Origin of the sequence: Salinivibrio proteolyticus, assembly GCF_001996165.1 — a bacterium.
GTDB lineage: Bacteria > Pseudomonadota > Gammaproteobacteria > Enterobacterales > Vibrionaceae > Salinivibrio > Salinivibrio proteolyticus.
In genome coordinates this window covers 68541-90594 of sequence record NZ_MUFP01000011.1, presented here as the reverse complement: position 1 = coordinate 90594, position 22054 = coordinate 68541, and the positions used below count along the sequence as shown (strand labels likewise).

The 22054-nt window shown below is 53.8% G+C and carries 27 protein-coding genes; 25 read left to right on the top strand and 2 right to left on the bottom strand.

Features of this window, described 5'->3' with window-relative positions:
- Positions 1–73 precede the first annotated feature (73 nt).
- The 20 genes from BZJ19_RS10075 to BZJ19_RS09985 all read left to right on the top strand — a co-directional run bounded on the left by BZJ19_RS10075 (position 74) and on the right by BZJ19_RS09985 (position 17815).
- On the top strand, positions 74–541 hold the full coding sequence (locus BZJ19_RS10075) for a DUF1441 family protein (protein WP_077675543.1): 468 nt from the start codon (positions 74–76) through the stop codon (positions 539–541).
- Complete coding sequence (locus BZJ19_RS10070) at positions 525–2615, top strand: terminase gpA endonuclease subunit (protein ID WP_077675542.1); 2091 nt, start codon at positions 525–527, stop codon at positions 2613–2615. Before BZJ19_RS10075 ends, BZJ19_RS10070 begins: the two co-directional genes overlap by 17 nt.
- Positions 2612–2821, top strand: a complete 210-nt coding sequence (locus tag BZJ19_RS10065) for a hypothetical protein (RefSeq protein ID WP_077675541.1) — start codon at positions 2612–2614, stop codon at positions 2819–2821. The genes BZJ19_RS10070 and BZJ19_RS10065 overlap by 4 nt, the downstream gene beginning before the upstream one ends.
- Positions 2814–4310, top strand: a complete 1497-nt coding sequence (locus BZJ19_RS10060) for a phage portal protein (protein WP_077675540.1) — start codon at positions 2814–2816, stop codon at positions 4308–4310. The genes BZJ19_RS10065 and BZJ19_RS10060 overlap by 8 nt, the downstream gene beginning before the upstream one ends.
- A complete protein-coding gene (locus BZJ19_RS10055) occupies positions 4273–6330 on the top strand; it encodes a ClpP-like prohead protease/major capsid protein fusion protein (RefSeq protein WP_235608198.1) in 2058 nt (685 codons plus the stop codon). Before BZJ19_RS10060 ends, BZJ19_RS10055 begins: the two co-directional genes overlap by 38 nt.
- A gap of 75 nt (positions 6331–6405) precedes the next feature.
- On the top strand, positions 6406–6729 hold the full coding sequence (locus tag BZJ19_RS10050) for a capsid cement protein (protein WP_077675538.1): 324 nt from the start codon (positions 6406–6408) through the stop codon (positions 6727–6729).
- A gap of 56 nt (positions 6730–6785) precedes the next feature.
- Complete coding sequence (locus BZJ19_RS10045; protein ID WP_131826393.1) at positions 6786–7076, top strand: hypothetical protein; 291 nt, start codon at positions 6786–6788, stop codon at positions 7074–7076.
- A complete protein-coding gene (locus BZJ19_RS10040) occupies positions 7066–7560 on the top strand; it encodes a phage tail protein (RefSeq protein WP_235608196.1) in 495 nt (164 codons plus the stop codon). Before BZJ19_RS10045 ends, BZJ19_RS10040 begins: the two co-directional genes overlap by 11 nt.
- Complete coding sequence (locus BZJ19_RS10035) at positions 7532–8014, top strand: hypothetical protein (RefSeq protein ID WP_077675535.1); 483 nt, start codon at positions 7532–7534, stop codon at positions 8012–8014. The genes BZJ19_RS10040 and BZJ19_RS10035 overlap by 29 nt, the downstream gene beginning before the upstream one ends.
- Positions 8015–8048: 34 nt before the next feature.
- On the top strand, positions 8049–8576 hold the full coding sequence (locus BZJ19_RS10030; RefSeq protein ID WP_077675569.1) for a phage baseplate assembly protein V: 528 nt from the start codon (positions 8049–8051) through the stop codon (positions 8574–8576).
- Positions 8573–8905, top strand: a complete 333-nt coding sequence (locus tag BZJ19_RS10025; protein WP_077675534.1) for a GPW/gp25 family protein — start codon at positions 8573–8575, stop codon at positions 8903–8905. The genes BZJ19_RS10030 and BZJ19_RS10025 overlap by 4 nt, the downstream gene beginning before the upstream one ends.
- Positions 8902–9885 carry a baseplate J/gp47 family protein gene (locus BZJ19_RS10020; RefSeq protein WP_077675533.1) on the top strand — a complete coding sequence of 328 codons (984 nt, stop codon included), beginning with the start codon at positions 8902–8904 and terminating at the stop codon, positions 9883–9885. Before BZJ19_RS10025 ends, BZJ19_RS10020 begins: the two co-directional genes overlap by 4 nt.
- Entirely contained in the window at positions 9869–10486 is a 618-nt protein-coding gene (locus tag BZJ19_RS10015) for a phage tail protein (RefSeq protein WP_077675532.1), read from the top strand. The genes BZJ19_RS10020 and BZJ19_RS10015 overlap by 17 nt, the downstream gene beginning before the upstream one ends.
- Complete coding sequence (locus BZJ19_RS10010) at positions 10483–12066, top strand: phage major tropism determinant (protein WP_077675531.1); 1584 nt, start codon at positions 10483–10485, stop codon at positions 12064–12066. Before BZJ19_RS10015 ends, BZJ19_RS10010 begins: the two co-directional genes overlap by 4 nt.
- A gap of 10 nt (positions 12067–12076) precedes the next feature.
- Positions 12077–12316 (top strand): hypothetical protein, encoded by a 240-nt coding sequence (locus tag BZJ19_RS10005; RefSeq protein WP_077675530.1) that lies wholly within the window; start codon positions 12077–12079, stop codon positions 12314–12316.
- Between the two features lie 92 nt (positions 12317–12408).
- Positions 12409–12585, top strand: a complete 177-nt coding sequence (locus BZJ19_RS17190) for a hypothetical protein (RefSeq protein WP_167370408.1) — start codon at positions 12409–12411, stop codon at positions 12583–12585.
- A complete protein-coding gene (locus BZJ19_RS10000; protein ID WP_077675529.1) occupies positions 12585–13754 on the top strand; it encodes a phage tail sheath protein in 1170 nt (389 codons plus the stop codon). Before BZJ19_RS17190 ends, BZJ19_RS10000 begins: the two co-directional genes overlap by 1 nt.
- On the top strand, positions 13747–14235 hold the full coding sequence (locus BZJ19_RS09995) for a phage major tail tube protein (protein WP_077675528.1): 489 nt from the start codon (positions 13747–13749) through the stop codon (positions 14233–14235). Before BZJ19_RS10000 ends, BZJ19_RS09995 begins: the two co-directional genes overlap by 8 nt.
- Positions 14236–14289: 54 nt before the next feature.
- Positions 14290–14877 carry a phage tail assembly protein gene (locus BZJ19_RS09990; RefSeq protein WP_077675527.1) on the top strand — a complete coding sequence of 196 codons (588 nt, stop codon included), beginning with the start codon at positions 14290–14292 and terminating at the stop codon, positions 14875–14877.
- Between the two features lie 112 nt (positions 14878–14989).
- Entirely contained in the window at positions 14990–17815 is a 2826-nt protein-coding gene (locus BZJ19_RS09985; protein WP_077675526.1) for a phage tail tape measure protein, read from the top strand.
- Positions 17816–17838: 23 nt separating this feature from the next.
- Here the strand turns inward: BZJ19_RS09985 and BZJ19_RS09980 are convergent, their stop codons facing one another.
- On the bottom strand, positions 17839–18180 hold the full coding sequence (locus tag BZJ19_RS09980; protein WP_077675525.1) for a putative periplasmic lipoprotein: 342 nt from the start codon (positions 18178–18180) through the stop codon (positions 17839–17841).
- A gap of 170 nt (positions 18181–18350) precedes the next feature.
- On the opposite strand from BZJ19_RS09980, the gene BZJ19_RS09975 reads away from it, so the two are divergent.
- The 5 genes from BZJ19_RS09975 to BZJ19_RS09955 are packed head-to-tail and all read left to right on the top strand — an operon-like array spanning position 18351 to position 21512.
- Positions 18351–18731 (top strand): phage tail protein, encoded by a 381-nt coding sequence (locus BZJ19_RS09975; RefSeq protein WP_077675524.1) that lies wholly within the window; start codon positions 18351–18353, stop codon positions 18729–18731.
- On the top strand, positions 18715–18918 hold the full coding sequence (locus BZJ19_RS09970) for a hypothetical protein (RefSeq protein ID WP_077675523.1): 204 nt from the start codon (positions 18715–18717) through the stop codon (positions 18916–18918). Before BZJ19_RS09975 ends, BZJ19_RS09970 begins: the two co-directional genes overlap by 17 nt.
- A 2-nt stretch (positions 18919–18920) precedes the next feature.
- Positions 18921–19901 (top strand): hypothetical protein, encoded by a 981-nt coding sequence (locus tag BZJ19_RS09965; protein ID WP_077675522.1) that lies wholly within the window; start codon positions 18921–18923, stop codon positions 19899–19901.
- Complete coding sequence (locus BZJ19_RS09960; RefSeq protein ID WP_077675521.1) at positions 19898–21166, top strand: tyrosine-type recombinase/integrase; 1269 nt, start codon at positions 19898–19900, stop codon at positions 21164–21166. Before BZJ19_RS09965 ends, BZJ19_RS09960 begins: the two co-directional genes overlap by 4 nt.
- Before the next feature lie 49 nt (positions 21167–21215).
- A complete protein-coding gene (locus BZJ19_RS09955; RefSeq protein WP_338096568.1) occupies positions 21216–21512 on the top strand; it encodes a MarR family transcriptional regulator in 297 nt (98 codons plus the stop codon).
- 39 nt (positions 21513–21551) lie between these two features.
- Here BZJ19_RS09955 and BZJ19_RS09950 read toward each other — a convergent pair whose 3' ends face one another.
- Positions 21552–21845, bottom strand: coding sequence for a hypothetical protein (locus BZJ19_RS09950; protein ID WP_077675519.1), 294 nt, complete (start codon positions 21843–21845; stop codon positions 21552–21554).
- Between the last annotated feature and the right edge of the window lie 209 nt (positions 21846–22054).

Here is a 22054-nt window from a genome sequence, read left to right as displayed (position 1 = left end):
GAGTGAAACGTCCAACTCGGCGATCGAGGCGTGACGGGCGGGAGAGACCGCCAATCAATTTACGAGGAACACAATGGATGAAAAACGGCTTTGGAATTTATCGCAGCTTGAAGCGTTCGGGCTTAACCGCGCGACGATCCGAAAGCGCTTAAAGGCGGCAGGCATTGAGCCACGCGCCACAGGCCGCAGTAATAAAGCGCTGTATGACATTATCGAGGTTGCGCCGCACCTTTGCCAGCGCCCACAAAAACAAACCGATGCCCCCGATCTCATGGGCTTTAAAACCGCTGCCGAACTGCGCGCTTATATTCAAGCCGAGCGCGAAAAGCTCGCGCTTGAACAAGACAGCGGCGAGCTGATCACCCGCGCTGATTACGAGAACGAAATTGCCATGGTGATTGCGGCCATCAAGAAATTTGCAGGCACCGCGATCACAAGGGTGGAATCGGCGATACCCAACGCCACTGGCGAACAGCTTGAAAAGCTCGAGATTTTGTATGATCACGATTTAAAGGCGGTGAGTGATGAGCTACAGCTTTGATGAACGCTTGGGCATTCAGTTTGCCAACGCTGCCGACATTCGCCGCTCACTCGCGCACTTGTGCGCCCCCACGAACAAAACACCCGTTGAAGCCGCCGACGAAGGGCTGTGGATTTCCGACGGCATGGACACGGTAAAGTTTTTATCGAGCGAGACGCCATACATGCGCACGCCGATGAACTGCCTTGCGCGCCGCATATACGAGGCGCTGATCTTAGGTGGCCCCGCGCGTAGCGGGAAAACCAAAGCGCTCATCGAAGGCTGGATTAACTACACAGTGACGCAAGCCCCCGGTGACATGCTGCTGATTTACAGCACAAAGAAAAAAGCCGAGAGCATGTCGAAAAAAGATCTCGCGCGTAGCTTTGCTGCAACCGAGCAAATCAGCGCGTTGCGCACAGGACGCAAAAGCGACGACACGCTGACCTTTAAGCACTTTAAAAACGGCATGAACCTGAACTTGGATTCGGCAACCGAATCGAGTCTGTCAGCAGAAACATTCCGCTATGCCGGTTACACCGACTATGACCGTGCCGACGATCACGTTGGCGAGGAAGGCAGCAAATTTAACTTGCTGCTCAAGCGTGTGCAGAACGCACGCAGCTCAGGCATGGCGATGGCGGAAAGCTCCCCAGGTCGTGTAGTACGTAACCCCGTCCCCGAGGCGGAGCTGGGCCCGCACGAACTGCAACCCTGCGGCGGCATTGCGGCGCTTTACAATGCTGGCGATCGTCGCCGTTTTTACTGGCAGTGCGATGATTGCGAGGCATGGTTTCGCCCTGATTTTGAAACGTTGACGTGGGATGACTTGCCGGACGCCATGGACGCGGCAAAAACCGCGCGCGTATGTTGCCCCCGTTGCACGCATGCAATCCCCGAGACTGACAAGAGCCGACACAACACAAACGGCGAGTGGTTTCGTGAAGGCGAGATTGACCAATACGGCAACGTGAACACCGACGAAAGCGAAATCCGCCAGAGCAAATGGGCGTCGTTTTGGTTTGAGGGCGTGGTCGCGACATACCAAAGCTGGGAAAGTCTGGTGTACCGCTACATTTCAGCCTCTCGTAATTTTGAAACGACCGGCGATGAGGAAGAGCTCAAGACGTTTTTTAACGTCGATATTGGGCGCCCTTACGTGGTGCAATCCCGTTCGCAAGAAATTGGCGCTCACGAACTGCAGCAACGCGCCGAGGCGAATCCGTACAACCGTGGTGTGATACCGCAAAACGGCCGCTTTTTGATCATGAGTGTTGACGTACAAGGCGGTAAGAAAAACGCCCGCTTTGTGGTGCAAGCACAGGTTTATGGTGAGGGCTTGCAACGCTGGGTGATTGACCGCTTTGAAATTCTCACTAACCCAAACCGCAACGGTGACCGCGTAAACCCGGCTGTGTATGCCGAGGATTGGGATTTGCTCATCGAGCAAGTGATCAAAAAAACCTATCCGCTCTCTGATGGCAGCGGGCGGGTAATGAAGCCAGTGCTAACGCTGTGCGACTCCGGCGGCTCGGGCGATCAGAAAGATGGTAAGCCGACCTCAGTCACGGAGAACAGCTACCAGTTTTATAACCGCCTAAAGCCGCTCGGCCTCAATCATCTATTCCGACTCGTTAAAGGCGCCAGCCGCGAGCAGGATCAGCTTGTCAAAGAAAGCTACCCCGACAAGCGAAGCAAACACGCACACGGTGAGATCCCGCTGCTTATTCTGCACACCAACCGGCTTAAAAACCGCGTGTCTTCTAGTTATGAGCGCGTGGAATTTGGCGCCCGTTATTTCTGGTTGCCGAGCTGGGCGGATCGCAGTTGGTTTGATGAGCTCACCGCCGAATTCGTGGACGACAAAGGCAACTGGCAAAAGCCCGACCGTGCCGCGAACGAGTCATTTGATTTGTGCGCGTATGCAGAGGCTGGCATGCACAAACTGGGCGGTGATGACATCAACTGGCAGAGCCCACCTAACTGGGCCGCGGATTGGCAATTTAACACGCACGTGATTGATGCCGATCAGCAGCCAGTGTTTGAGCGCACGCCGCGCCGTCGCTATCGGCATTCAAAAGGTATTTTCGGATGACATCAGCAAACAAGCAGCGCCTGCAAACCTATTTAGACGCAGAGAAAGCAATACTCGAAGGCGGGCAAACGGTGCAAACCGGCGAGGGGGAATCCCTCACGCTGGCATCACTTGCCACAGTGCGCAAAGARATTGAGCGGCTGCAGAGATTGGTTGCGTTAGAAGAAAGGCCAAGGCGGATCATCAGGAGGAATTATCTTGAGTAAATTCACACTGATTGACCGTGCCGTCGGCTACTTTAGCCCTACCGCAGGCTTACGCCGCGCACACGACCGCCAACTGCTCAACAAATACCAAGCCGCGTTGCCGGCTAACCCGCACACCAAAAAACGCAACAAACGCTCGACGGGGAACGCCAACCAGCTCAACAAAGGCGCCAAAGTGATCCGCGAACGGGCGCGCCATTATGACGAGAACAACCCGCACGTAACCGCCATCCTCGATGAGCTAGTCGTTAACGTCGTGGGCGCCAACGGCATCATGGTTGAGCCGCAACCGCTAGACAAAAATGGCGAAGTGCATGTGGAATGCGCGCGCCGGATCAGTGATTGGTTTGAAACCTATAGCCTGCATCAAAACATCGACGGCGAGCTAAGCCGCGCCGAAACCGAGCAGCTCGCGTGCCGCACTTGGCTGCGCGATGGCGAGGTGTTCGCGCGGCACTACATGGGTAACAACCCGCAAATTACTTACCCAACGGCGACGCCGTTTGCGGTGCAGCCTTTCGAGCCGGATTTTATTCCTGCACATATCAGCGAGCCCGAGCGTGGTTTGCTCGAGGGCATTCAGCGCAACAAGTTAGGCCAAGCCATTAAATATCTTATTCAGCGCGACTCGCTGGGCTTTGAGTTTGCCGAGGTAGACGCCTACTACATTTCGCATTTGAAATTTACGCGCCGCTTGCATCAAAACCGTGGTGTTAGCCTGTTGCACTCCGTGCTCGACTTGATCGCTGACTTGGAGGACTACGACCAAAGCGAGCGCATTAGTGCACAGATCGCCAGCCGCTTTGCTTACTTCACTAAAAGCGTCGCTAACGAAAACATGGGCAGCGATGGCTTTGTCGGTGCTGGCGATGAAGAGATCGCCCTTGGCTACGGGAACAGCTTTTCGCTGGCACCGGGTGAAGACGCGGGCGTGATTGAAAGCAACCGCCGTGAAGCAATGAGCGCGCCGTTCCGTGATGGACAGCTACGCATGACGAGCGCCGGCACTGGCGTGAATAACTCGAGTGTCACCCGACACTACACGGGCCCTTATTCATCACAGCGACAAGAGCTGGTTGATTCGTTCAGTCGTTACAAAGTGCTGCAGCGTCGGTTTGTGACGGGCTGGACCCGCCCACAATATCGCCACGCGTTGCAAATGGCGATGCTATCCGGCGAGCTGAAGATTCCGCAGGGCGTAAAGCGCGACACGATATTAAACGCGATTTATCAAGCGCCAGTCATGCCGTGGATTGACCCGAAAAAAGAGATGGACGGCATCGAGAAATCGAACCGACTCGGCTTGCAATCACTCAGCCACAGCCAGCGCGAGCGCAACATCAATCCACTGGCGACACGCCGCGAAATTCAAGCAGAACGTAAAGCAATGGATGAAATGGGCATTGTGAGTACGTCAGACCCTAAACATAACCTCGCTGATCAGATTCAGCATGAAAACAAGAGAGGCGATGATGCCGAAACCGACTAATAAATCTTGGTACACGCTCAAGAATGCGGGCGATAACCAGCCCGTTAAAATCTGGATCCACGGCGACATTGGCGCTTATGACATTGAAGCCGTTGACCTCATTCGTGCTCTGCAAGCCATCGGCAATGATGTTGATGTTGAACTGCGCGTGCAATGTTACGGCGGCTCGGTCTACGAAGGCCTTGCGCTGTACAACGCACTGAAAGCGCACAAAGGCAAAGTCACCGCAGTGGTTGACGGCGTGGTCGCTTCGATTGCGAGTTACGTGTTGATGGCATGCGATGAAATCCACATGCCTGAGAATGCGTCGCTGATGATTCATGACCCTGCGATTGGCGCGTGGGGCGGTGAGCAAGAATTAGAGAGCGCGCTCACTCAGCTGCGCAACGCACGCAAGACGCTCGCTGATGCCTACGTTGAAAAAAGCGGCAAAAGCGAAGCGGACGTGCTGGCCGCAATGGAAAAAGAAACTTGGTTCCGAGCCAATGAGGCGCTCGAGTTCGGCTTAATCGACAAAGTGATCGACCCTGTTGATTTGACCAACTGCGCCGTGAGGCCGGACGCGCTCACCGCGCAGTTTAAGCATCCGCCTAAAGAGCTGCTTAACCAACTTAATCCCGTGCCAAGCGAGCCGCCCGCGCCACCCGCGAACGAGCCGGCGCCAACGCCTGACCCTGAACCTCAACCCCTCGCCGCGCAGGCGGCACACTCTAAAAAAACACAGGTAAGCGACGATATGCCAACACCTAACACTGAGCTGCAAGCAGCCATCACCAAAGAAAACCAGCGTCAGCAAGCTATTCGTGCTCTGTGCGCGCAACACAAAGTGAGTGACACACTGCGTGACGAGATGCTGAACGACGTTAACTGTGACGAAGCCGGCGCCGCGCAGAAGATTTTAACCAACCTCGGCAAAAGCTCTGTTGACGGACAAGACCCGACTGGCGACAACGGCAAACCAAGCCCTAACTTGACCAACACGCACTTGCACGTCGGTAACGGCAATATCACTAAAGATGCGCTGCAAAATGCATTGAATAGCCGCTGCGGTGTTGCCGAAGCGGAAAAAGACAACCCGTACAAACACAAGACATTAATCGACATGGCGGAAATCGCGCTAGGCAAAGAGGCGATTAACGCTAGCAGCCGCAGTGATTTGGTTGCGCGAGCGTTTACCTCCGGTGATTTTGCCGACGTGATCACTGAAAGCGTACGCACTGTGATGCGCGACGAAGCGAAAGTGCGCGCGCCGCTTTGGCGCGACCTGGCATCAACCGAAAACTTGCCGAACTTTAAAGAGAGCGAGCTGGTGATGGTGAACGATGCGCCAGACTTGATGCGTGTCTCCGAAGATGGCGAGTATAAATCCGCCACGCTTACCGGCAGCGGCGAAAAAATCCAGCTGGCGACGTTTGGCCGAGAGATTGGCTTTACCCGCCAAGCGATCATCAATGATGAGATCTCATTGATCAGCAAAGTGCCGCGCAAGTTTATGCAAGCGGCGTATCGCTTGTCAGATAAGCTGTTTTTCAATGCCATCCTCAGCGGCAAGATGGCAGATGGCAACCCTGTTTTCCACGGCGCCAACTTGATTGAAGGCGTGAAAGCGGCGGATTACCAAGCGTTAATCACCAAATTGCACCGCGCGTTCTCGCTCGCCACTACTGACCAGGGCGATCCGCTCGATTTGCGCGGCGAAGTGCTAATTGCCAGCCCCGACCACGCACCCATGCTAGAAGCGGTGCTAAAAACCGCTAGCAAGCCGGATGCATTTAACCCCGCATACAACAAATTCAAAGACATTGTCGAGACAGGTCACGCAGCCAGCATTAACGGCGCCATCGGCCTGACATCGCGTGACTTTGAAACGGTGCTGATGGGCTTCTTGGACGGCCAGCAAGATCCGTGGCTAGAAACTGGCGACGGTTGGACCAGCGACGGCGCCAAGTTCCGCATTACGTACGACATTACGTCGAAAGTGGCTGACCGCCGCGGCATTGCAAAGGCGACGTTCGCGTAAGCCTCAGCTTTTTATATAACCATACCAAGCCCTGCACACGCGGGGCTTTTTGTTTTGCAAAACAGGATAGAAAACATGCGTATTGCAGACGGTAAAAGCATTGATATTGTCGCGCCAGCGGGCGGACTGAAAAAAGACGTACCCGTAAAGCACGGTGCGTTGATCGTGGTGCCGAAAATGACGGTGCCAGAGGGCGCGGTGGTATCCGCACATTGGCGCGGACTGTTCAGCGGGCCGATTAAAGACGGCGACACGCCCGCATTTAGCGGTGAGCCCGCTTACTTTAAAGGCGGCAAGTTCACCAAAACTAAGCCAACCGCCGAAAGTGATGTGAAAGTGCCCGTTGGTGTGTTCATCGATGGCGCAGTGTTGCTCACCGGCGTGACACTGGAAAGCTAATGAGCAGCCGCTTTGAACGTGCGCGGGGCAAACTCCGCGCATCCATCACGTATCACATGGGTTCACCGCATCCGGTCACGCTGCCCAGTGGCGATGCGGGTGTGACTTACGGCTACGTAAAACGCAGCAACAATGACGGCGTGCGCACTTACACGTTCTATGGCACCGAAGAGCTGCCCGCGGGCACCACGGTGAGTTACGAGGGCCACGTGTATGCATTGGCGTTCCGTGACTTGGCCGCTTCACCGCGTAGCGCGGGGAGCCAGTTGTGTTACGAGTACACGATGGGCCGTAAAACAAACAGCGAGAGCAATCATGGCTGGTCTGAGTTCGAGAATGTGGGTTGACACCGATTTTATTAAACGTCTTCCCAACCTGCCTAGTGACGTGCAAAAAGCAGCACAAATCGCGGTGCGCAAAACCAATCAGTGGTTTCGTCACATCACGATGACCGAGCTGGGTTATGAGCTGGCCATTGATAACAAAGCTGCGCTGCGCTCGCGTTTTAAAGTTTACCGCCAAGGCGGTGTGCGGGCGCGCTTGTGGGTGGGTATTCGCGATATTGGCGTGCACCGCTTAGGCAAGCCGGTGCAGCAAAAAGAAGGCGTCGCAGTCGGCGAACGCTTTTTTGAGAAAGCCTTTATCTCACCGATGAACAGCAGCGAATTACTGGTGTTTCGCCGCACCGGCAAGCATCGCTCGCAAATTGAAATGGTTCAGCTCGATATTGCGGACGAAGCCGAGGAGATCATCGGCAGCTATCAAGCCGATCTGAATCGTAAATTCGAGGAGATTTTCACGCGTGAATTCCACCGCTTATACAGCACCTAGCCAGTTCGTGAAACATGTAGTGAACACCCTTGGCCAGCGTTTAAACATTGAGATTGAAAGCGCTTACCAGCGCGAAGCGAGTGAGCTGAAAAGCGCCCGCGTTGCCTATCACACCGGTGATGTCGATTCTGAATCCGGCTACGCGAGTGATGGCCGCAAACAGCATGAGGTTGAGATCCGCTTTTTAGTGTATGTGCCGATAGTAAAAAGCGATTTTGAATTGGAAGCCCTTGATCTGGCTTGCCGGATTGAGCGCGAGCTACTGGAAACGACATGGCAAAGCGGCGGCGTGCATGACACGCTGACAATCGAAAGCAACGTGCCGCGCAAGTTCGCGCCGGAGCAAGGCTTTTTCTTACGTGTTGTCACCGTTCGCCAGCAAATCCGCGTGGGGCCGCTTGATGAGCAGTGGCACCAAATAGTCGGAGACGATCTCGATGTTGTCACTCCTTAATCGCATTGAATCCCTAGAACGCGAGCTAAAGCTAATGCGTCAGCAAGCCGAGCGCGACCGCCTTGCGACTGCAAACATTATCCGATTGGGCTATGTCGTGGTTGCCGATAAAAACACGGTGAGTGTGAAAACGGGCGACAACCTCGCCACGCGCATTCCGTTCTTTGTTTTCTGCGCAGGCCGCGTCAGCCACTACCGGCGACCCACATTGGGCGAGCAGTGCTTGTTGCTCAACCTTGGCTCGGGCGACAACTTGAATAATGCCGTGGCGTTGATGGGGTTGCCGTCTGACAAATTTCCGTCGCCGACAGTCAAAGAAAACGAATTCATGACCGATTATAGCGGCGGCATGAAGGAGGTTTACAACCTCGACACTGGCAAGCTCACGTGCCATTACCCCGGCGGTGTCGAGATGTATGCGCCGAAGTTTAAAAACCACGGTGAGATCATCGACCACACCCGCTCGATGGAGGCGGATCGCAACATCTACGACAGCCACGATCATCCTGAAAGCATCGGCTCGAAGACGAGCCCACCCACGCAGAAGCAATCCGAAAAATGATAGCCATCGACCCCAACACAGGGCGCACGGTCACCGGTGCGCAGGCACTGACGTGCCGTTTTCGTCGCGTGCTCACTACCGAAGTGACCAGCCGCATCAAACGCCGTGGCGTCGGCAATCGCGCAATTAGCACGCTGGGCAAAATGCAATCGCCCAACACGGCGATGATTGTGCAGAACCTCACGCTGGAAGCCTTGGCGATGCCGATTAATGGCCTGACTGCATTTCGCGCCACGCGCTGTAAAGCCACGCCAAGTGAAAGCGGTTTTCACATCACGGTTGAAGGCACCTGGCACGGCAAACCGATCAAGCTAGAGGGCGGACTATGACAAACCAAGTGCCCCAAGCGTTTACTACGCCGGATTTTGAAACGCTGCTGACTAACTACAAACAGCACGTAATTGAGTACGTCGCCGCTAAAGATCCCGATAACCGCGAAGCGGTGACCGAGGCGCTGAACAATGAGGGTGAGCTGCTCGCGCAAGTGCTCGAAGCACTGATGACAAAACGCCTCGCCGAAAAGCGCGAAGACAATCATCAGGCGTTGCAGATGTTTCGCCGCTTTGTGACCGAATCAGAAATGGTCGATCTGCTGGCGCTGCAGTACAACTTGAAGCGCCAAACCATCGAGCCAGCAGATACCAGCGTGTTCCCGCCAAAGCCAGCGGTGATGGAAAGCGACGAAGACTTACTGCGCCGCTTTGACCTCGCGCCTTATCAGTTTCACACCACAGGCACGCGGATGGGGTATAAGTTCCACGCCCTAACATTAGACGAGCGTCCGACGATCAGCATCGAAACCACAGAGACGGGCGTACTGATGCGGTATGACTTTCCCACCGAGTCACAGCCTGCATTGGTGAAAGATGCCGAGCCACGCATGAGAGAGCCGAACTCTGGCAAAGTGGATGTGGCTTTGCTGAGCCGCGAAACTGAAGATGGCACCCCGAGCGCGGCTTTGATTGCGCGTGCCGAGCAGTATTTAAATCGTGATGACATTGCGCAAGAGAGCGATGAGATCACCGTGGTCCCTGCGCGCATCACACCGTATCGCATTCACGCGACGCTCTTCACTGGCGGCGAACCTGCACACGACGTTAATCAAGCCGATGCGGTGGCGACGGCACAGCAGTTTGCGGAATCACAGCACCGATTAAACACACGCATTGATCGGCTAAAACTCGGTGAGTTGCTTTACTCGCTTAATCCTAAGCGCGTTGAGTTGCACGAGCCCGCCGCAGACATTGTGTGTGATTGGGATGAAGCGCCGCACTGCACCGAGGTGATCATTGATGTTAAAGCCAACTGAGTTCACATCTGTTCAGCCTGAAAATCGCACCACGCTAGAAGAAGCCTTGGAGTTTGCTTGGCATGCCGTTATCGCTGCCGCAGAGCGCCCCTATCCAAACCTTAAGCAACCACAACTGACCAATGCTGATTTTGTGAGCTTGCTGGCCGAAGAGCGCGGCGTGCTCGACTGGCAACCGAACGACACCCTCACACAGCGACGCGCCACCACCGATAAAGCCTTTGCGATACACAGCAAAGCGGGTACGCGATCAGGGCTGAAAGAAGCACTGGACGTGCTGGGGTTTGAATCGCGCGTGACGCGCGGTGACCTGCCGTATTCAATTGACGTGAGTGCAGAGATTGAAACCGGCTCGCTGGATGAAGCACTCCAACAGCGGCTGAGTGCCCGTATCACGGCTTACAAATCAGAGCGAGATAGCACCAGTTTGCAAACCGTTCGCGGTGCGACCGTGCACACTCGCCTCGGTGTACTCACCGAAGTGGGCATTGTAAATGACTGCCAACCCTACACGAACACCGATGCCATCAGCACAACGCCTGCGCACACTGGTGTGCTGATTGAAACGTACATTACGAATGATAGCGAGGCTGCGCAATGACGCTGACAGAACTCCAAAATTTGGACTTCCGCTGCTATGTAACAGCAGCCGGTTTTAATTATGAAGCAACCGCCAAAGCAACCAGTAAGACCGTCAACATTACCCATATTCAGCTTGGCAAGGGCATGCTGCCAGCTGATCAATCACCCGTGACTGTTACTGAGCTGGTTGAAAGCTACGGTGAGCAAGGCCGTTTTAGTGCCAGCGTTACCGAAGACGCCGATAACCCGGGCGGATTTATTGCTCAAGCCATTATTCCCGCCGATCACGCTATTGATGGGCAAGGTTATGTGATCAACGAAGCGGCTGCGGTGCTGGATAACGGCATTGTTTACGCTTACCGCCGTGTTGAGAGTGACTTTAAACTCGTTGGCCAAGGCTCAGCCAAAAGCTATATCCTCCGCATGCGCTTTCGCCCCGCGAACGCGGAAGTGATCCACTTCACCATTGACCCGTCCGTCGTGCTTGCGACCGAGCAAGATCTGAACGATGCGATTAAGCGGCACGAGCAGAAAGCGGATCCGCATAGTCAATACGCCAAGGAGCAAGATTTTCAGTCGCACCTAAATGCCAGCGATCCTCACAATCAATACGCCCAAAAGAGCGATTTTGAGCAGTTCGCGCAGCGTTCTCTGCTCACCGCAAAAGACTTCGTTAAATCAACGGCGTGGGAGGCTGCGTTTGCCGTTGCCGGCGGCGTGGTGCGTACTGCGTGTGACATTGCGGTGATTGTTGGTGACCGCGTCGTCACTGCTGGCGCAAACGAATCAATCGACATGCCGACACTAGTGATTGGAGCCGATTACGCAATCTATGCAACGCACGACGGCCTGCTCGTGTCGAGCAACTTCACTGTGCCTGATGGCTACACAGAGTCAAACTCACGCCGCATCGGCGGGTTCCACTACGGTGATAGTGAATTCAAAATGCACTCGTTCTATGACCTGCATTTCCGCCCGCGCGCACGTGACCCGCGCGGAATGGTTTTAGACATGGGCGAACGTTTCTGGGCGGACATTTATCTGACGAACACAACACCAGACCTGCTCGGCACGTCGGCATATGACGCGCAAATTGCAGACGGAAGCTCAGCACCAAAAGTACCGGCGATGATGGGCGGCGACGGAGCTCAGCAATACAGCGATTACACGCAGTTCACTGCCAATGAGCTGCTCGCATGCTATGGCAAGCGCTTGCCGAACTATCAAGAATTCCAAATGCTCGCGCGTAGTAACGTCTTTGGATACGTACACGGTAGTGACCCTGTGAAAACTCTATTCGACAGTAATTCACGCTCAATCATCGGATGCGAGCAAGTTTCAGGGCACATGCGCCAGTGGGGAGCCGAAGTATGGGATCGTGGCAGCGGAACAAGCGGCTATGAATGGTACGACATGACCGGAGGCTACGGAAAAATGTATGCATCGCACCTGCAAGGTGTTGGTGCGTCGTTGTTCGGCGCTGCTTGGGGGGATTCAGGACCATCAGGACCACGATCATCTACGTGGAGTAGCGAGCCATCGGACTCGAACAAATACCGTGGCTCAAGAGGTATCTGTGACCACTTCTTACTTGTTTGAGGAGAGAAAAATGCGAGGAAGTGTGGCAATTATCAACTCAGAAGCGGACGCACAAAAAGTAGGCATGACACGCGAAGACGCACTAAAGCAAGCGACAATCACAGTACGACATGACAAAGCGGAATACCCAGCGGACTACGACAAAAACCTAAAGCCCAACGACGAAGGCTACATTGAGCCAATCTACGAGTATGAAGAGGTTGTGGATGATGCCGCGCTGAAGCGGTTTGGGTTCACTTCCACCTCCTAAGCCCGCCACATCGGCGGGCTTTTTTACATCCGTTCCCACCCAGCCCCGCAGTTTGCGGGGTTTTCTTTTTGCAAAAAGACAGGAAAAGACGCATGAGCAAAAGCAACGTGCAGAGCTACCCTGTGCTCAAACCTTTTCGCCTAAATAAGCGATGGGTCAAATCGGGCACAGTGTCATTGCTGCCAGCGCAGGCGTACACGCTGCAGCTAAACGGCAAGATTGGCAAAGCCAAGACAGCTAACAACAAAACCAGCGAGGTGAAAAGCTAATGACACAACTCGCACCGATTAACGACTTTCAACTCAACGGCGTTGAGGTCAATACCATTGAGCCGTTGCCCAGCATGGGCCCACTGGCGCTGCAAATCGTTCACTTAACCGGCACGGCACCTAACTCGACGCTTGAGCCGAACGAGCCGACGCGCCTATTCAACTACGCATCGGCGATGATGGCGCTCGATACCACCGGTGACCGCCTTGGCACGCTGCCGTACTTAGTCCGCTACTTGCTCGAGTATGTCAAATGCATCGTGTATGTCACCGTGGTCGAAGAAGGCACCTCACAGGCAGAAACCGAAACCAACATCATTGGCGGCGTGGACTCGGAAACAGGCGCGATCACCGGCCTTGAAACCGTTAAAGCTTGCCCCGAAACACCAACCATTATCGCCGCCCCCGGCTTTAGCTCCGTCCCTGTTGGGCAAAAGCTGGCGCTGATTGGCCGCGACGTTCGCTGCCGTCCTGTATTGGATGGACCAAACACGAACGACATGGAAGCCGCCGAGTTTGCGGCCAACTTTGGCGCCGAAGGCACTGGCGAAGACAAAATGACGATTGTCGATCCGTGGTTTATGAAAACCTACGACGGCGCGCAGCTGTTAATGCCAGCTTCTATTGCGATGGTTGCGGCCATGGCATCGGTGGAAGGCTGGCAAAGTCCGCAGAACCGTGCGGTGCTGTGTGATGAAACCGCGCGTAACGTGTCGTACAAAATCAACGACAAAACCACGCAAGCCAACTTCTTGAATAAGCACGGCGTGGCGACGATTGCGCGCACGCGCATGGGCGGCTATTCGATCATTGGTAACCGCACCAACACAGGTCGCTTTATCTCGCATGTCGGGCTTGAAGATCTGATGGCGCGCAAGCTGGAAGAAACCAGTCAGCCGCTCATGGGCAAGAACCTGACCGAAGCGTTTATGAACCAGGTTATCGACCGCCTCACCAACTGGGGGCAAAACCTCGTCGCCCAAGGCGTTATTCCGGTGTTCCGTGCGTTTTTGCATCCAGATAAAAACAATCTGGAAAACTACACAAGCGGCCGCTGGTACTTGTGTGTGAACTATGGCCGCTACTCGCCGAACGAGCACATGGTCTACGAAATGAGCGTAGACAACGGCCTCATCGAAAGCTGGTTAGAGGAGGTGGTCAATGGCTGATCGCATTCGCATGCGCCTCACGGCACAGGTTGAATCTGTGCCGATGATGAACGAGATCGTGGACTTCACGCCGCCGGAGCTGAAAGCCAAGTTGGCAAGCAACGAAGGCAGCTTTGTGCAGCACGAGGACACAGTTGGTCTCGAAAAGCTTAGCTGGACGCTGAAAGTGCGTGGTGAGCACGGCGCGATCCAAAAAGAGCTTGGCAAATTCTTGATGAACAACGCGCAAATCAACATCACTGAGAAAGGCCGCACCACTGACGGCGAGCCCTACTCGGTGGAGTATTCGCTTTATGGTGGCATCACTAACATCAAGAAAGAGGCGGTGAAGATGGGCGAAAAGCCCGAGGTGTCCATCGAAGGCACCTGCCGCGCTTACAAAGAGACCGACACGGATACAGTGGTCCATGACATTAACGTGGACACCGGCAAAACCATCATCGGCACCGTCGATATGATGCAAGAAGCCGGCATTCAGTAACCACTAACCAGCAACCAAGGGCGCTTCGGCGCCCTTTTTTATTTGGGTGAGAGCATGAAATTAGTTAAAAAGCCTGTATCAAAATTACCTTTCTTCAAACGCGGTGACAGCAATGTGATTGAGATTAAACCGATCACCTTTGGTGACTTCAACAAGCTGCCTTATGCCAAAAAAGAAAGCGAATCACTGACCGACGCCGAGCTATTCCAGCAGTACAAAGCCGCCATCTTTGCTTGCACAGACATCAACGAAGGTGAGTTTGCGACGCTGACGGCGCCGGACTTTAACACCCTCTCGAAAGACATTGACAAATTCATTAACTCATCCAGCGATGTGCTACGCGGCGAGCCCATCACCGGCAACACCTTCGAGTTTGATTTGTTGCACCCGTTCGAGAACGACGTGGGTGAAACCATTTCGCGCATTAAATTCAAGGCGCCGTTGGTGGCGCATAGCGAAAAGCTGGCCGAAATTGACGACGCGCACGAACGCGAGCACTTCATGTTTCGCTGCGCGTGCGGGCTGGATGAAGAGGACGTGGATCGCATGTCGATGAACGACTATCTAGCGATTAAACCGCAGGTCGGCGCTTTTTTTACACTAACGGCGGATTACTTTCGCCCGAGGACGTTCAAAGCTTAATTGACATCATTCCGATGTACCGCAACACCACCGAAGCGGAGCTTAAAACATGGCCGCAAGATGCGGCCTTGCGCCGCTATGATCTCATTCTGGAAAAGCTGGGTGTGAAGCGATGAGCGAAAAAATCAGCTTTAACATCGAGGCCGCCGTGAAAGGCCTCAAAGACATTACCTCAACCACTACCGCCACCGAGCGACTTACCGAAGCCGTCGAAGCGCAGCGCGAAGCGATGAAGCAAAGCAAGCGCCAGCTTAACGAGCTAGAAAGCTACGACAAGGCCAAAGCACGGATCAAAAAGCTAGGTGGCGAGCTGGATAATGCGCGCAGCAAATACCAGCGCTTGGGTGATGAGTTAAAGCAGCAAAACAAAACCAATGCGGCCACGCGCACGGAGTACAAGCGCACGCAAAAAACGCTGGCCGATTTGCAGGCTGAGATGAAAAAGACCAGCGGCGACGGCTTAAAGCCGCTGCAGCGCGAAGCGCAAAACGCGGAACGCAAAATGCAGCAACTGGATGATGAGTTGCGTCGTGGTCAGCAAGCGTCGGAAGAGCTGCGCGTTGATTATCGCAAATCAAAATCAGCGGTGAGCCAGCTAACCAGCAAAAAAATCAAGCAAATTCAGAAAACGCGAAACTTACGCTCTGAGCTGCGCAAAGCGGGCGTGAACACACGCGACTTTGCCAATGAGCAAAAGCGGCTGCAGGCGGCATCGGAAAAAACCAGCGCGCAACTGGATAAACAAAGCAAGCGCTTGAAAGAGATGCAAGCGATCCAAGGCCGCATTGATGGACGCAAGGCGAAGCTTGGCGAACTGGGAGGCGAAGCAACCGGCTTGGCGATGAAAGCCGCGCCGATTGCGGCATCGATTTTTACCGCGATTAAAAACGAAAGCAGCTTTGCAGATGTGAAAAAAGTGCGTGACATGTCGCCAGAGCAGGCAGCAGAGTTGCGCTCATGGGCGCTAAAAACATCCGAAAAAAGCCCTATGTCCGCCAACCAAATCAATCAGCTGATGGCGGCAGGCGCGCGAACCGGTATTAAAAGCGACGAAGATTTAAAGCAATTTGTGCTAGATGCCAACAAAATGGGCGTCGCGTTTGATATGGACGCCGCAGAGGCCGGCAAAACACTGGCGGTGTTTAAATCATCGATGGGGCTCGATCAGCAAGGCGCAATGAACCTCGCGGGCCTTGCCAACTACTTAGACAACAACACCAACGCACAAGCCAAAGATATTGCCGGCGTGATGTCTCGCCAAGGTGCGACCGCTAAATCAGCCGGCTTTAGCGTGAATGAAGCTACTGCTTTATCTGCCTCGTTGCTTTCTTTTGGCATGGGTGAAGAGCGCGCCGCGACTGCGATGAAAAACATCTCAGGCCGGTTAACCATGGGCGACGCGGCCACGTCAGCACAAAAGAACGCGTTCAATCGCATTGGGCTAGACTCGACCGACATTGCCGCGCGTATGCAAGAAGACGCCTCCGGCACGTTGATTGATGTGCTTGATGCGATCAAGTCCGCGCCAATTGAAGAGCAATCGGCATTGATGTCGCAAATCTTCGGTGAAGAAGCCAAAGGCGCAGTGGCATCGCTGGCGGGTAACACCGATAAGCTCCATAAAGCCTTGAAGCTGGCGAGCGAATCCCAGCAAGTGCACACCAATTCGATCAACAACGAGTACCAAGGCCAGCTAGAGAAAACGGAAGCCGGTTTAAGCATGTTTATGAACAAGCTTAATCGGCTTTCTGTGGTCTTTGGTGAGTCTTTGCTTCCTGCTTTGARCTGGGTACTAGGGCCCGCGGGCGACTTAGTAAGCTGGCTAGCCGATGTTGCGGAGGCGAACCAAGGCATTACGGCTGCCGTCGGTATCGCAGCGGCTGGCTTTATCGGGCTAAAAGCGGCGCTGCTCGGCGTGAAAGCTGTCTCGTTAGTGTTAGGCAACAAAATGGACCAAGGCCGTTTGTTCCGCAAAGGACTTAACCGCGAAACCCGAGAAGGTGGCCGCATCGCGCAGTTCGCGGCGCAGCAGTGGCGAAGCTTAAACCAAGCAGTGCGCAACAGCAGCCCGCACGGTGGGCAATATGGCGGTGAGTACGGTGCCGGTTACGAGCCACGCAAGCGCGAAGGACTCGGCGAGCGCGTAAAACGCAAAACCCGTCGCACGCGGGCACGGTTCCGTCGTCGTGGTCGAGGTCTTGGTGGTTTAATTCGTGGCGGCATCGGCATGCTCATGCAACCCAGCCTCACCAGTGCAGTGCGTAATACGGCTAGTCGTGGCGGGGCAGCGGTAGCGAACACAGCCCGCGTATTAAACCCCATTCACAACAAAAAAGCCGTGGCGCTGTCTCTGGGCGGCGGTGCAATTGCGGCCATGCCAGCCACGGCCATGGCAGGCGATGCGATCGGTATTGGCGGGGACATTGCCGAATCCGTCGGCAAATTTGGCCTTGCGCGGATCCTCAAGCCGCTTTCCTACGCCGTGAACTCGGTAGAGGCTTACCGCGGTATTCGCGATGGTAACGGTGAGCAAGCTGGCTCGGCGCTGGGTGATTTAGGCGGTTCACTGGCAGGGGCGGCAGCAGGTGCAGCACTTGGCTCGGTCGTGCCGGGCATTGGCACCGCTATTGGTGGGTTAATCGGCGGTATTGCTGGCGGCTTGGGCGGGCAGGAAATTGGCGCGTGGTTTGGCCGCAAACTCGATCCGCCCGAGGTGACGGCCCAAAAGATCAAAGAGGTAGAACGTAAAAAGGCAGAAGCTGCACAAAAACCCCCTGTGCATTTTGCACCTCAGATCAACATTAAATCTTCACCTAACCAAAACAGTGAAGAAATTGCCGAGATTGCCATGCGCAAGATGGAAGAGAAGTACGCTCACGCCACCTCGGGCAACGACGTTACCACCCAGCTGGGTTATTCGGGCATAGATCAGGACTAAGGTGGCATTGCGCCACCTACTTATCACAAGCCATAGACGGTTACGTAAATCTGTTCTTTGTTGTCGGTCAGCTCGACTATGTACTCAATGGGAACAGATACGCTTTCGCCACTCCCAGCATTGTACGCTTCTAGCTCGGCTGCGCACTCTTTGGCTCCTGTTTGTTCGTTCTCACTAATAGTTCGGATGAACTTGACGTCATAACTAAAAAGCGCTGCAGCTTCACTGCCTAATTGCGCGGTCATTTCGTCATTCGCTACCTGCTTAACCAAAGTGGTTGAGTCTTCTCTGCTGCACTCAACGGTTGGTTCACCGCAGCCAGCAAGAAGAAAAACAGAAGAGGCCGCAAGTAATAGATTTCTCATGGAGGGTTCCTTATGTCTGCGCGATCTGTCTAATTTATTTCACAGGTTGACGAGTGGCAAATCATTGGACAAGGCGTGAGAGGTGGATCATTTGTTTTGCGCGCAACCGGTCCGTCAAATTGCGTTACGCCTGATTCTCAGGAAGCCAAAAATTCACCAACGAGGCTAGTATGCATCACTTAGTTATCGGCGAGTTTGTGTTTAGCGTAGGAGATAAAACCCCCATTGCTAAATTCACTCGCACCACACCCGGCTCCTATACAGAGGTAGGCGTAATCGACAACGCACGCTCTGAACACACAGGGCGCCCGCTTGAAACCATCGACATTACCGCCAAATGGCTGCAATACGGCGCCGCCGCGAACGTGGACGCGATTCGCAAACTGATCGACTCACCGCAACAAGTGAGTGATGGCCAAGGCAACAACCTCGGCCGATGGACGATCAAAAACCTCACCGAAGGACGCAGCCGTATCATTCACGATGGCCGCGCCATGGTCACGGACGTGACGCTGCAGCTGATGGAGAAACGTGATGAAAGTACAGGCTAAGCGCGGCGAACTGGTCACCGATTTACTATTCAAACAGCTCGGCCAAGACGATGATGTGATTGAGGCGGAATTCTACCGGCTTAATCCGCATGTTCGGGCCGATATTTTTCCGCAAGATACCCTCGTGACACTCCCAACCCCCACCCACAAAACCAACATCCAAAAACCAACCCGCAGCTGGGACTAACCATGATTAAACTGATAGGCAAAAACGCCGAGCTGATGCTCGCGCGTTTAAAGGCGTGGCGCTTGGAAGATAGCACCGGCACCGATGGCGACGCGCTCACGCTCACCATTAACTCAGACGACATAGACGGTCTGCCACCCAAGGGCGAAAAGTACCAGGTGTTTATTGCCGATGTGGAACGCGACACGTTTGAGATCAGCAAGCGCTCATTCTCGCTGCATCCGCGTGAAATAAAGTTAGTGCTTACGGTGGCGCCGTTCTCTGTAAAAGACGCCTCCGAATACCGCGCTCGCAAGTCATCCAGTTGGGATAACACCACATTAGCCCAAGTGGTCGCCGACACTGTTACCCCGCACGGCTTTCAGCCTTTTGTGCATCCTGAATTACAAAAAATTGAAATCCAGCATGTTGATCGCACCGACGAGAGCGTTCAGCAGTTCCTCAACCGTCTGGCCAAGAACTACGATGCGATCGCCAAGCCGGTGAACGGGCGCTTTATTTTCGTGCCCAAAGGCAAGGCGAAAAGCGCCACAGGCAAAGACATTGAAACGATTACGCTGTCACTTCCACAAGATAACCGCCCCGAACTGCCTAACTTCGTCAACGTAGGCGGTGATCTGGATGGGCGCAACGAGTTTAACGGTGTGCGCGGGCACTACGTTTCAACCGCTGATTGCTCTCGGCATGAAGTCAGCATTGGCGGCGCGCCGTTCAAAAAACTCGCCAAGGATCAGAACAGCAAAGCCGAGGCCGAACAGGCGATTGCTGCCGAACTGCGCCGTATTAAGCGCGAGGGCAGGAAGCTGAGCATTACCGCACCGGTGAACCCTGCCGCGTTCGCGGAAGGCTTGGTGATGCTGGATGAAACTTTCCCCCGAGCAGTTGCCGGGCTATGCAGCATTGATAGTGTGACCATTTCCGGCCAAGGCCTGCAAGCGACGCGCATGAGTTTAACCGCCACCATGACAGAGGGCGATTCATGATCATCAACCAACAAGCCTTTTTCATGCACACCGTGCGCACCAAAATATCGGATGCGCAAATTAAAAAGCACCTTCGTGATTCACGCGTGCGCCAGCTCAAAGACGAACGCGGCCCCATCTACCTACGCTTCAATAAACACCGCACTGGCGGCACGTGGATATTAATCGAGTACCGAAACGGCAACCAAAAGGCACATCGGATCGGTAAGTGGCCACTGGTGCCTGCCAAGCACATCATGGACATTGCCGCGAAGGCGCGCATGCAGCTAATGGATAGCGAGGCCGCTGAATATGCCAGCTTTGAGACGGTTGATCAGCTGATTAACTGGTACGTTAGTCGCGAACTAAAACTCAACAACTCATCACGTGCGCGACTGCGCAACATCAAGAGCATGGGCGAGCAAAAGCTGTGCTACTTCTTTGATGGCGTACCCATTCAACAAGTTGATCACCAATTGGTAGATAAAACGCTCATTCAACCGCTGTTTAATCAGGGCTACTCAGTGAGTTATGTGCGCGCCAATTTCCAACTATTGAAGTCGGCGTATTCCAAAGCTAAGCGCTTTAAACACATCACGATCAATCCGCTGGCGGATGTGAAGTTTAAAGACTTTTTCGGTGAGACGTTTTCTGTTTCGAGCGCGCAGGTTCGTGGGTGCAGACTACCAACCGACAAAGTGCCTGATCTGCTGCGCAAAGCCAGCGACTTGCCACCCATGCAGCGCATGCTGATCACAATGATGATTTCCCACGGCACACGCATTGGTGAAACTCGCAAAGCAAAGTGGACGCACATCGATTTGCACCGGCGCGTTTGGCACATCCCGATGGAAAACACTAAGAACGGCAAGGCGATTGATTACCCGCTAACGGCAGACATGGTTGAATTGCTGCGCTCATACCAACAATGGATGCATGCGCTAGGCTATAAGAAAGGCCGGTTTTTATTCCCAACCAACAAGCAAGACACCAAGCCGGTACATGCGCAGGTTGCATCAAACTGGATACAGCAAGTATCAGGCAAAGCGTGGTCGTCACATGATATGCGCAAGCGTGCGCGGTCGGTATGGCAGGAACTGGGGATTGATTACATCTTCTGTGAGCTGTTGCTTAACCACTCACGCGACATGCTAGACCAAGCCTACATGCATTCGCACGTGACACTGCAGAAGAAAAACGCGCTAGAAACGTATCACGAGTGGCTAAAATCGTGCTGGTTAAACTTCCTATCACCTGTCTCGATTGAAAACACGATCGCCGCTTAGCCCTTTCCCCGCCTGACCTCGCAGGCTTTCTTATGATAAACCTCAGAGAATGATAATGATGATGGACAATTTTTGCCAAAATGGGCAGATCTCGCCCGATCTTTCGCGTGTGGCGCGCACGTATCCGCATCAACTTAACTTCATCAAGTTGAGCAAGACACAACTCAAAGTGCTTCAATCAATCAGGAATGGTGAACGTGTAACAGCTTGGATGATTTCGGAGCGATGCGAACTGTCGCAATCATTCACAAGCACGCTACTAAAGCGGCTTTATGATAAGTGTTTCTTGAGAAGGCAATCAGTTGTTGCCGATTCGGGAGGAGTGGCTTACGAGTATTTCAAGTGAGTGGATAGCTGCCTGAAAGGCATCAGGCAGCATGTCGAGTTACAAAATATCTTCAAGATTAGTGCGCTTAGGCGACACATCCTTAAGAGCGCCGCTCTTAATTAAGCCTTTCTCCAAATCGTCTATATCTCCGATGCTGTTGACGTAAACAGTAGGCCAAACAGACTGGTTAGACCGATATGTCACAGCGACAACCTCATGAATGCCGCTATCGACGTTAATAAAGTCACCTGTTCGCGGGCAAAAGTCCATATAAAACGGATCTGGGTCTTCATCTATTTTCCCGCCAACTAAGTGCGCGAGAGTGACGTGATAAACCACCGGCTCTGACATATGCGTTCTCCTTGAGGTGAATGGGTCCTTCTGAGGGCTGTATCTCTTCAAACGAGGGCAACCCGCGCGAAATAAAAATTTTTCGGTCTCCTAGGTCATCACCACCAACTTACCAATAAACGTACACGTTGCCTAGCTTTCTTCTATCGCGTTATGCGTAACGCTTATAAGCAAACATTGTTTATTCTCTTTTATTGGCAGAATTATCA

Bases quoted from the DNA above. Each gene is read 5' to 3' on its own strand.
- BZJ19_RS10030 (WP_077675569.1), top strand. From the start codon at position 8,049: ATGCGTCAGCAAGCCGAGCGCGACCGCCTTGCGACTGCAAACATTATC.
- BZJ19_RS10000 (WP_077675529.1), top strand. From the start codon at position 12,585: ATGACACAACTCGCACCGATTAACGACTTTCAACTCAACGGCGTTGAG.
- BZJ19_RS09990 (WP_077675527.1), top strand. From the start codon at position 14,290: ATGAAATTAGTTAAAAAGCCTGTATCAAAATTACCTTTCTTCAAACGC.
- BZJ19_RS10050 (WP_077675538.1), top strand. From the start codon at position 6,406: ATGCGTATTGCAGACGGTAAAAGCATTGATATTGTCGCGCCAGCGGGC.
- BZJ19_RS09995 (WP_077675528.1), top strand. From the start codon at position 13,747: ATGGCTGATCGCATTCGCATGCGCCTCACGGCACAGGTTGAATCTGTG.
- BZJ19_RS09970 (WP_077675523.1), top strand. From the start codon at position 18,715: ATGAAAGTACAGGCTAAGCGCGGCGAACTGGTCACCGATTTACTATTC.
- BZJ19_RS10070 (WP_077675542.1), top strand. From the start codon at position 525: ATGAGCTACAGCTTTGATGAACGCTTGGGCATTCAGTTTGCCAACGCT.
- BZJ19_RS10020 (WP_077675533.1), top strand. From the start codon at position 8,902: ATGACAAACCAAGTGCCCCAAGCGTTTACTACGCCGGATTTTGAAACG.
- BZJ19_RS09965 (WP_077675522.1), top strand. From the start codon at position 18,921: ATGATTAAACTGATAGGCAAAAACGCCGAGCTGATGCTCGCGCGTTTA.
- BZJ19_RS10010 (WP_077675531.1), top strand. From the start codon at position 10,483: ATGACGCTGACAGAACTCCAAAATTTGGACTTCCGCTGCTATGTAACA.
- BZJ19_RS09960 (WP_077675521.1), top strand. From the start codon at position 19,898: ATGATCATCAACCAACAAGCCTTTTTCATGCACACCGTGCGCACCAAA.
- BZJ19_RS10015 (WP_077675532.1), top strand. From the start codon at position 9,869: ATGTTAAAGCCAACTGAGTTCACATCTGTTCAGCCTGAAAATCGCACC.
- BZJ19_RS09950 (WP_077675519.1), bottom strand. From the start codon at position 21,845: ATGTCAGAGCCGGTGGTTTATCACGTCACTCTCGCGCACTTAGTTGGC.
- BZJ19_RS09980 (WP_077675525.1), bottom strand. From the start codon at position 18,180: ATGAGAAATCTATTACTTGCGGCCTCTTCTGTTTTTCTTCTTGCTGGC.
- BZJ19_RS10040 (WP_235608196.1), top strand. From the start codon at position 7,066: ATGTGGGTTGACACCGATTTTATTAAACGTCTTCCCAACCTGCCTAGT.
- BZJ19_RS10025 (WP_077675534.1), top strand. From the start codon at position 8,573: ATGATAGCCATCGACCCCAACACAGGGCGCACGGTCACCGGTGCGCAG.
- BZJ19_RS10055 (WP_235608198.1), top strand. From the start codon at position 4,273: ATGAAAACAAGAGAGGCGATGATGCCGAAACCGACTAATAAATCTTGG.
- BZJ19_RS10075 (WP_077675543.1), top strand. From the start codon at position 74: ATGGATGAAAAACGGCTTTGGAATTTATCGCAGCTTGAAGCGTTCGGG.
- BZJ19_RS17190 (WP_167370408.1), top strand. From the start codon at position 12,409: ATGAGCAAAAGCAACGTGCAGAGCTACCCTGTGCTCAAACCTTTTCGC.
- BZJ19_RS10005 (WP_077675530.1), top strand. From the start codon at position 12,077: ATGCGAGGAAGTGTGGCAATTATCAACTCAGAAGCGGACGCACAAAAA.
- BZJ19_RS09975 (WP_077675524.1), top strand. From the start codon at position 18,351: ATGCATCACTTAGTTATCGGCGAGTTTGTGTTTAGCGTAGGAGATAAA.
- BZJ19_RS10045 (WP_131826393.1), top strand. From the start codon at position 6,786: ATGGGTTCACCGCATCCGGTCACGCTGCCCAGTGGCGATGCGGGTGTG.
- BZJ19_RS09955 (WP_338096568.1), top strand. From the start codon at position 21,216: ATGATAATGATGATGGACAATTTTTGCCAAAATGGGCAGATCTCGCCC.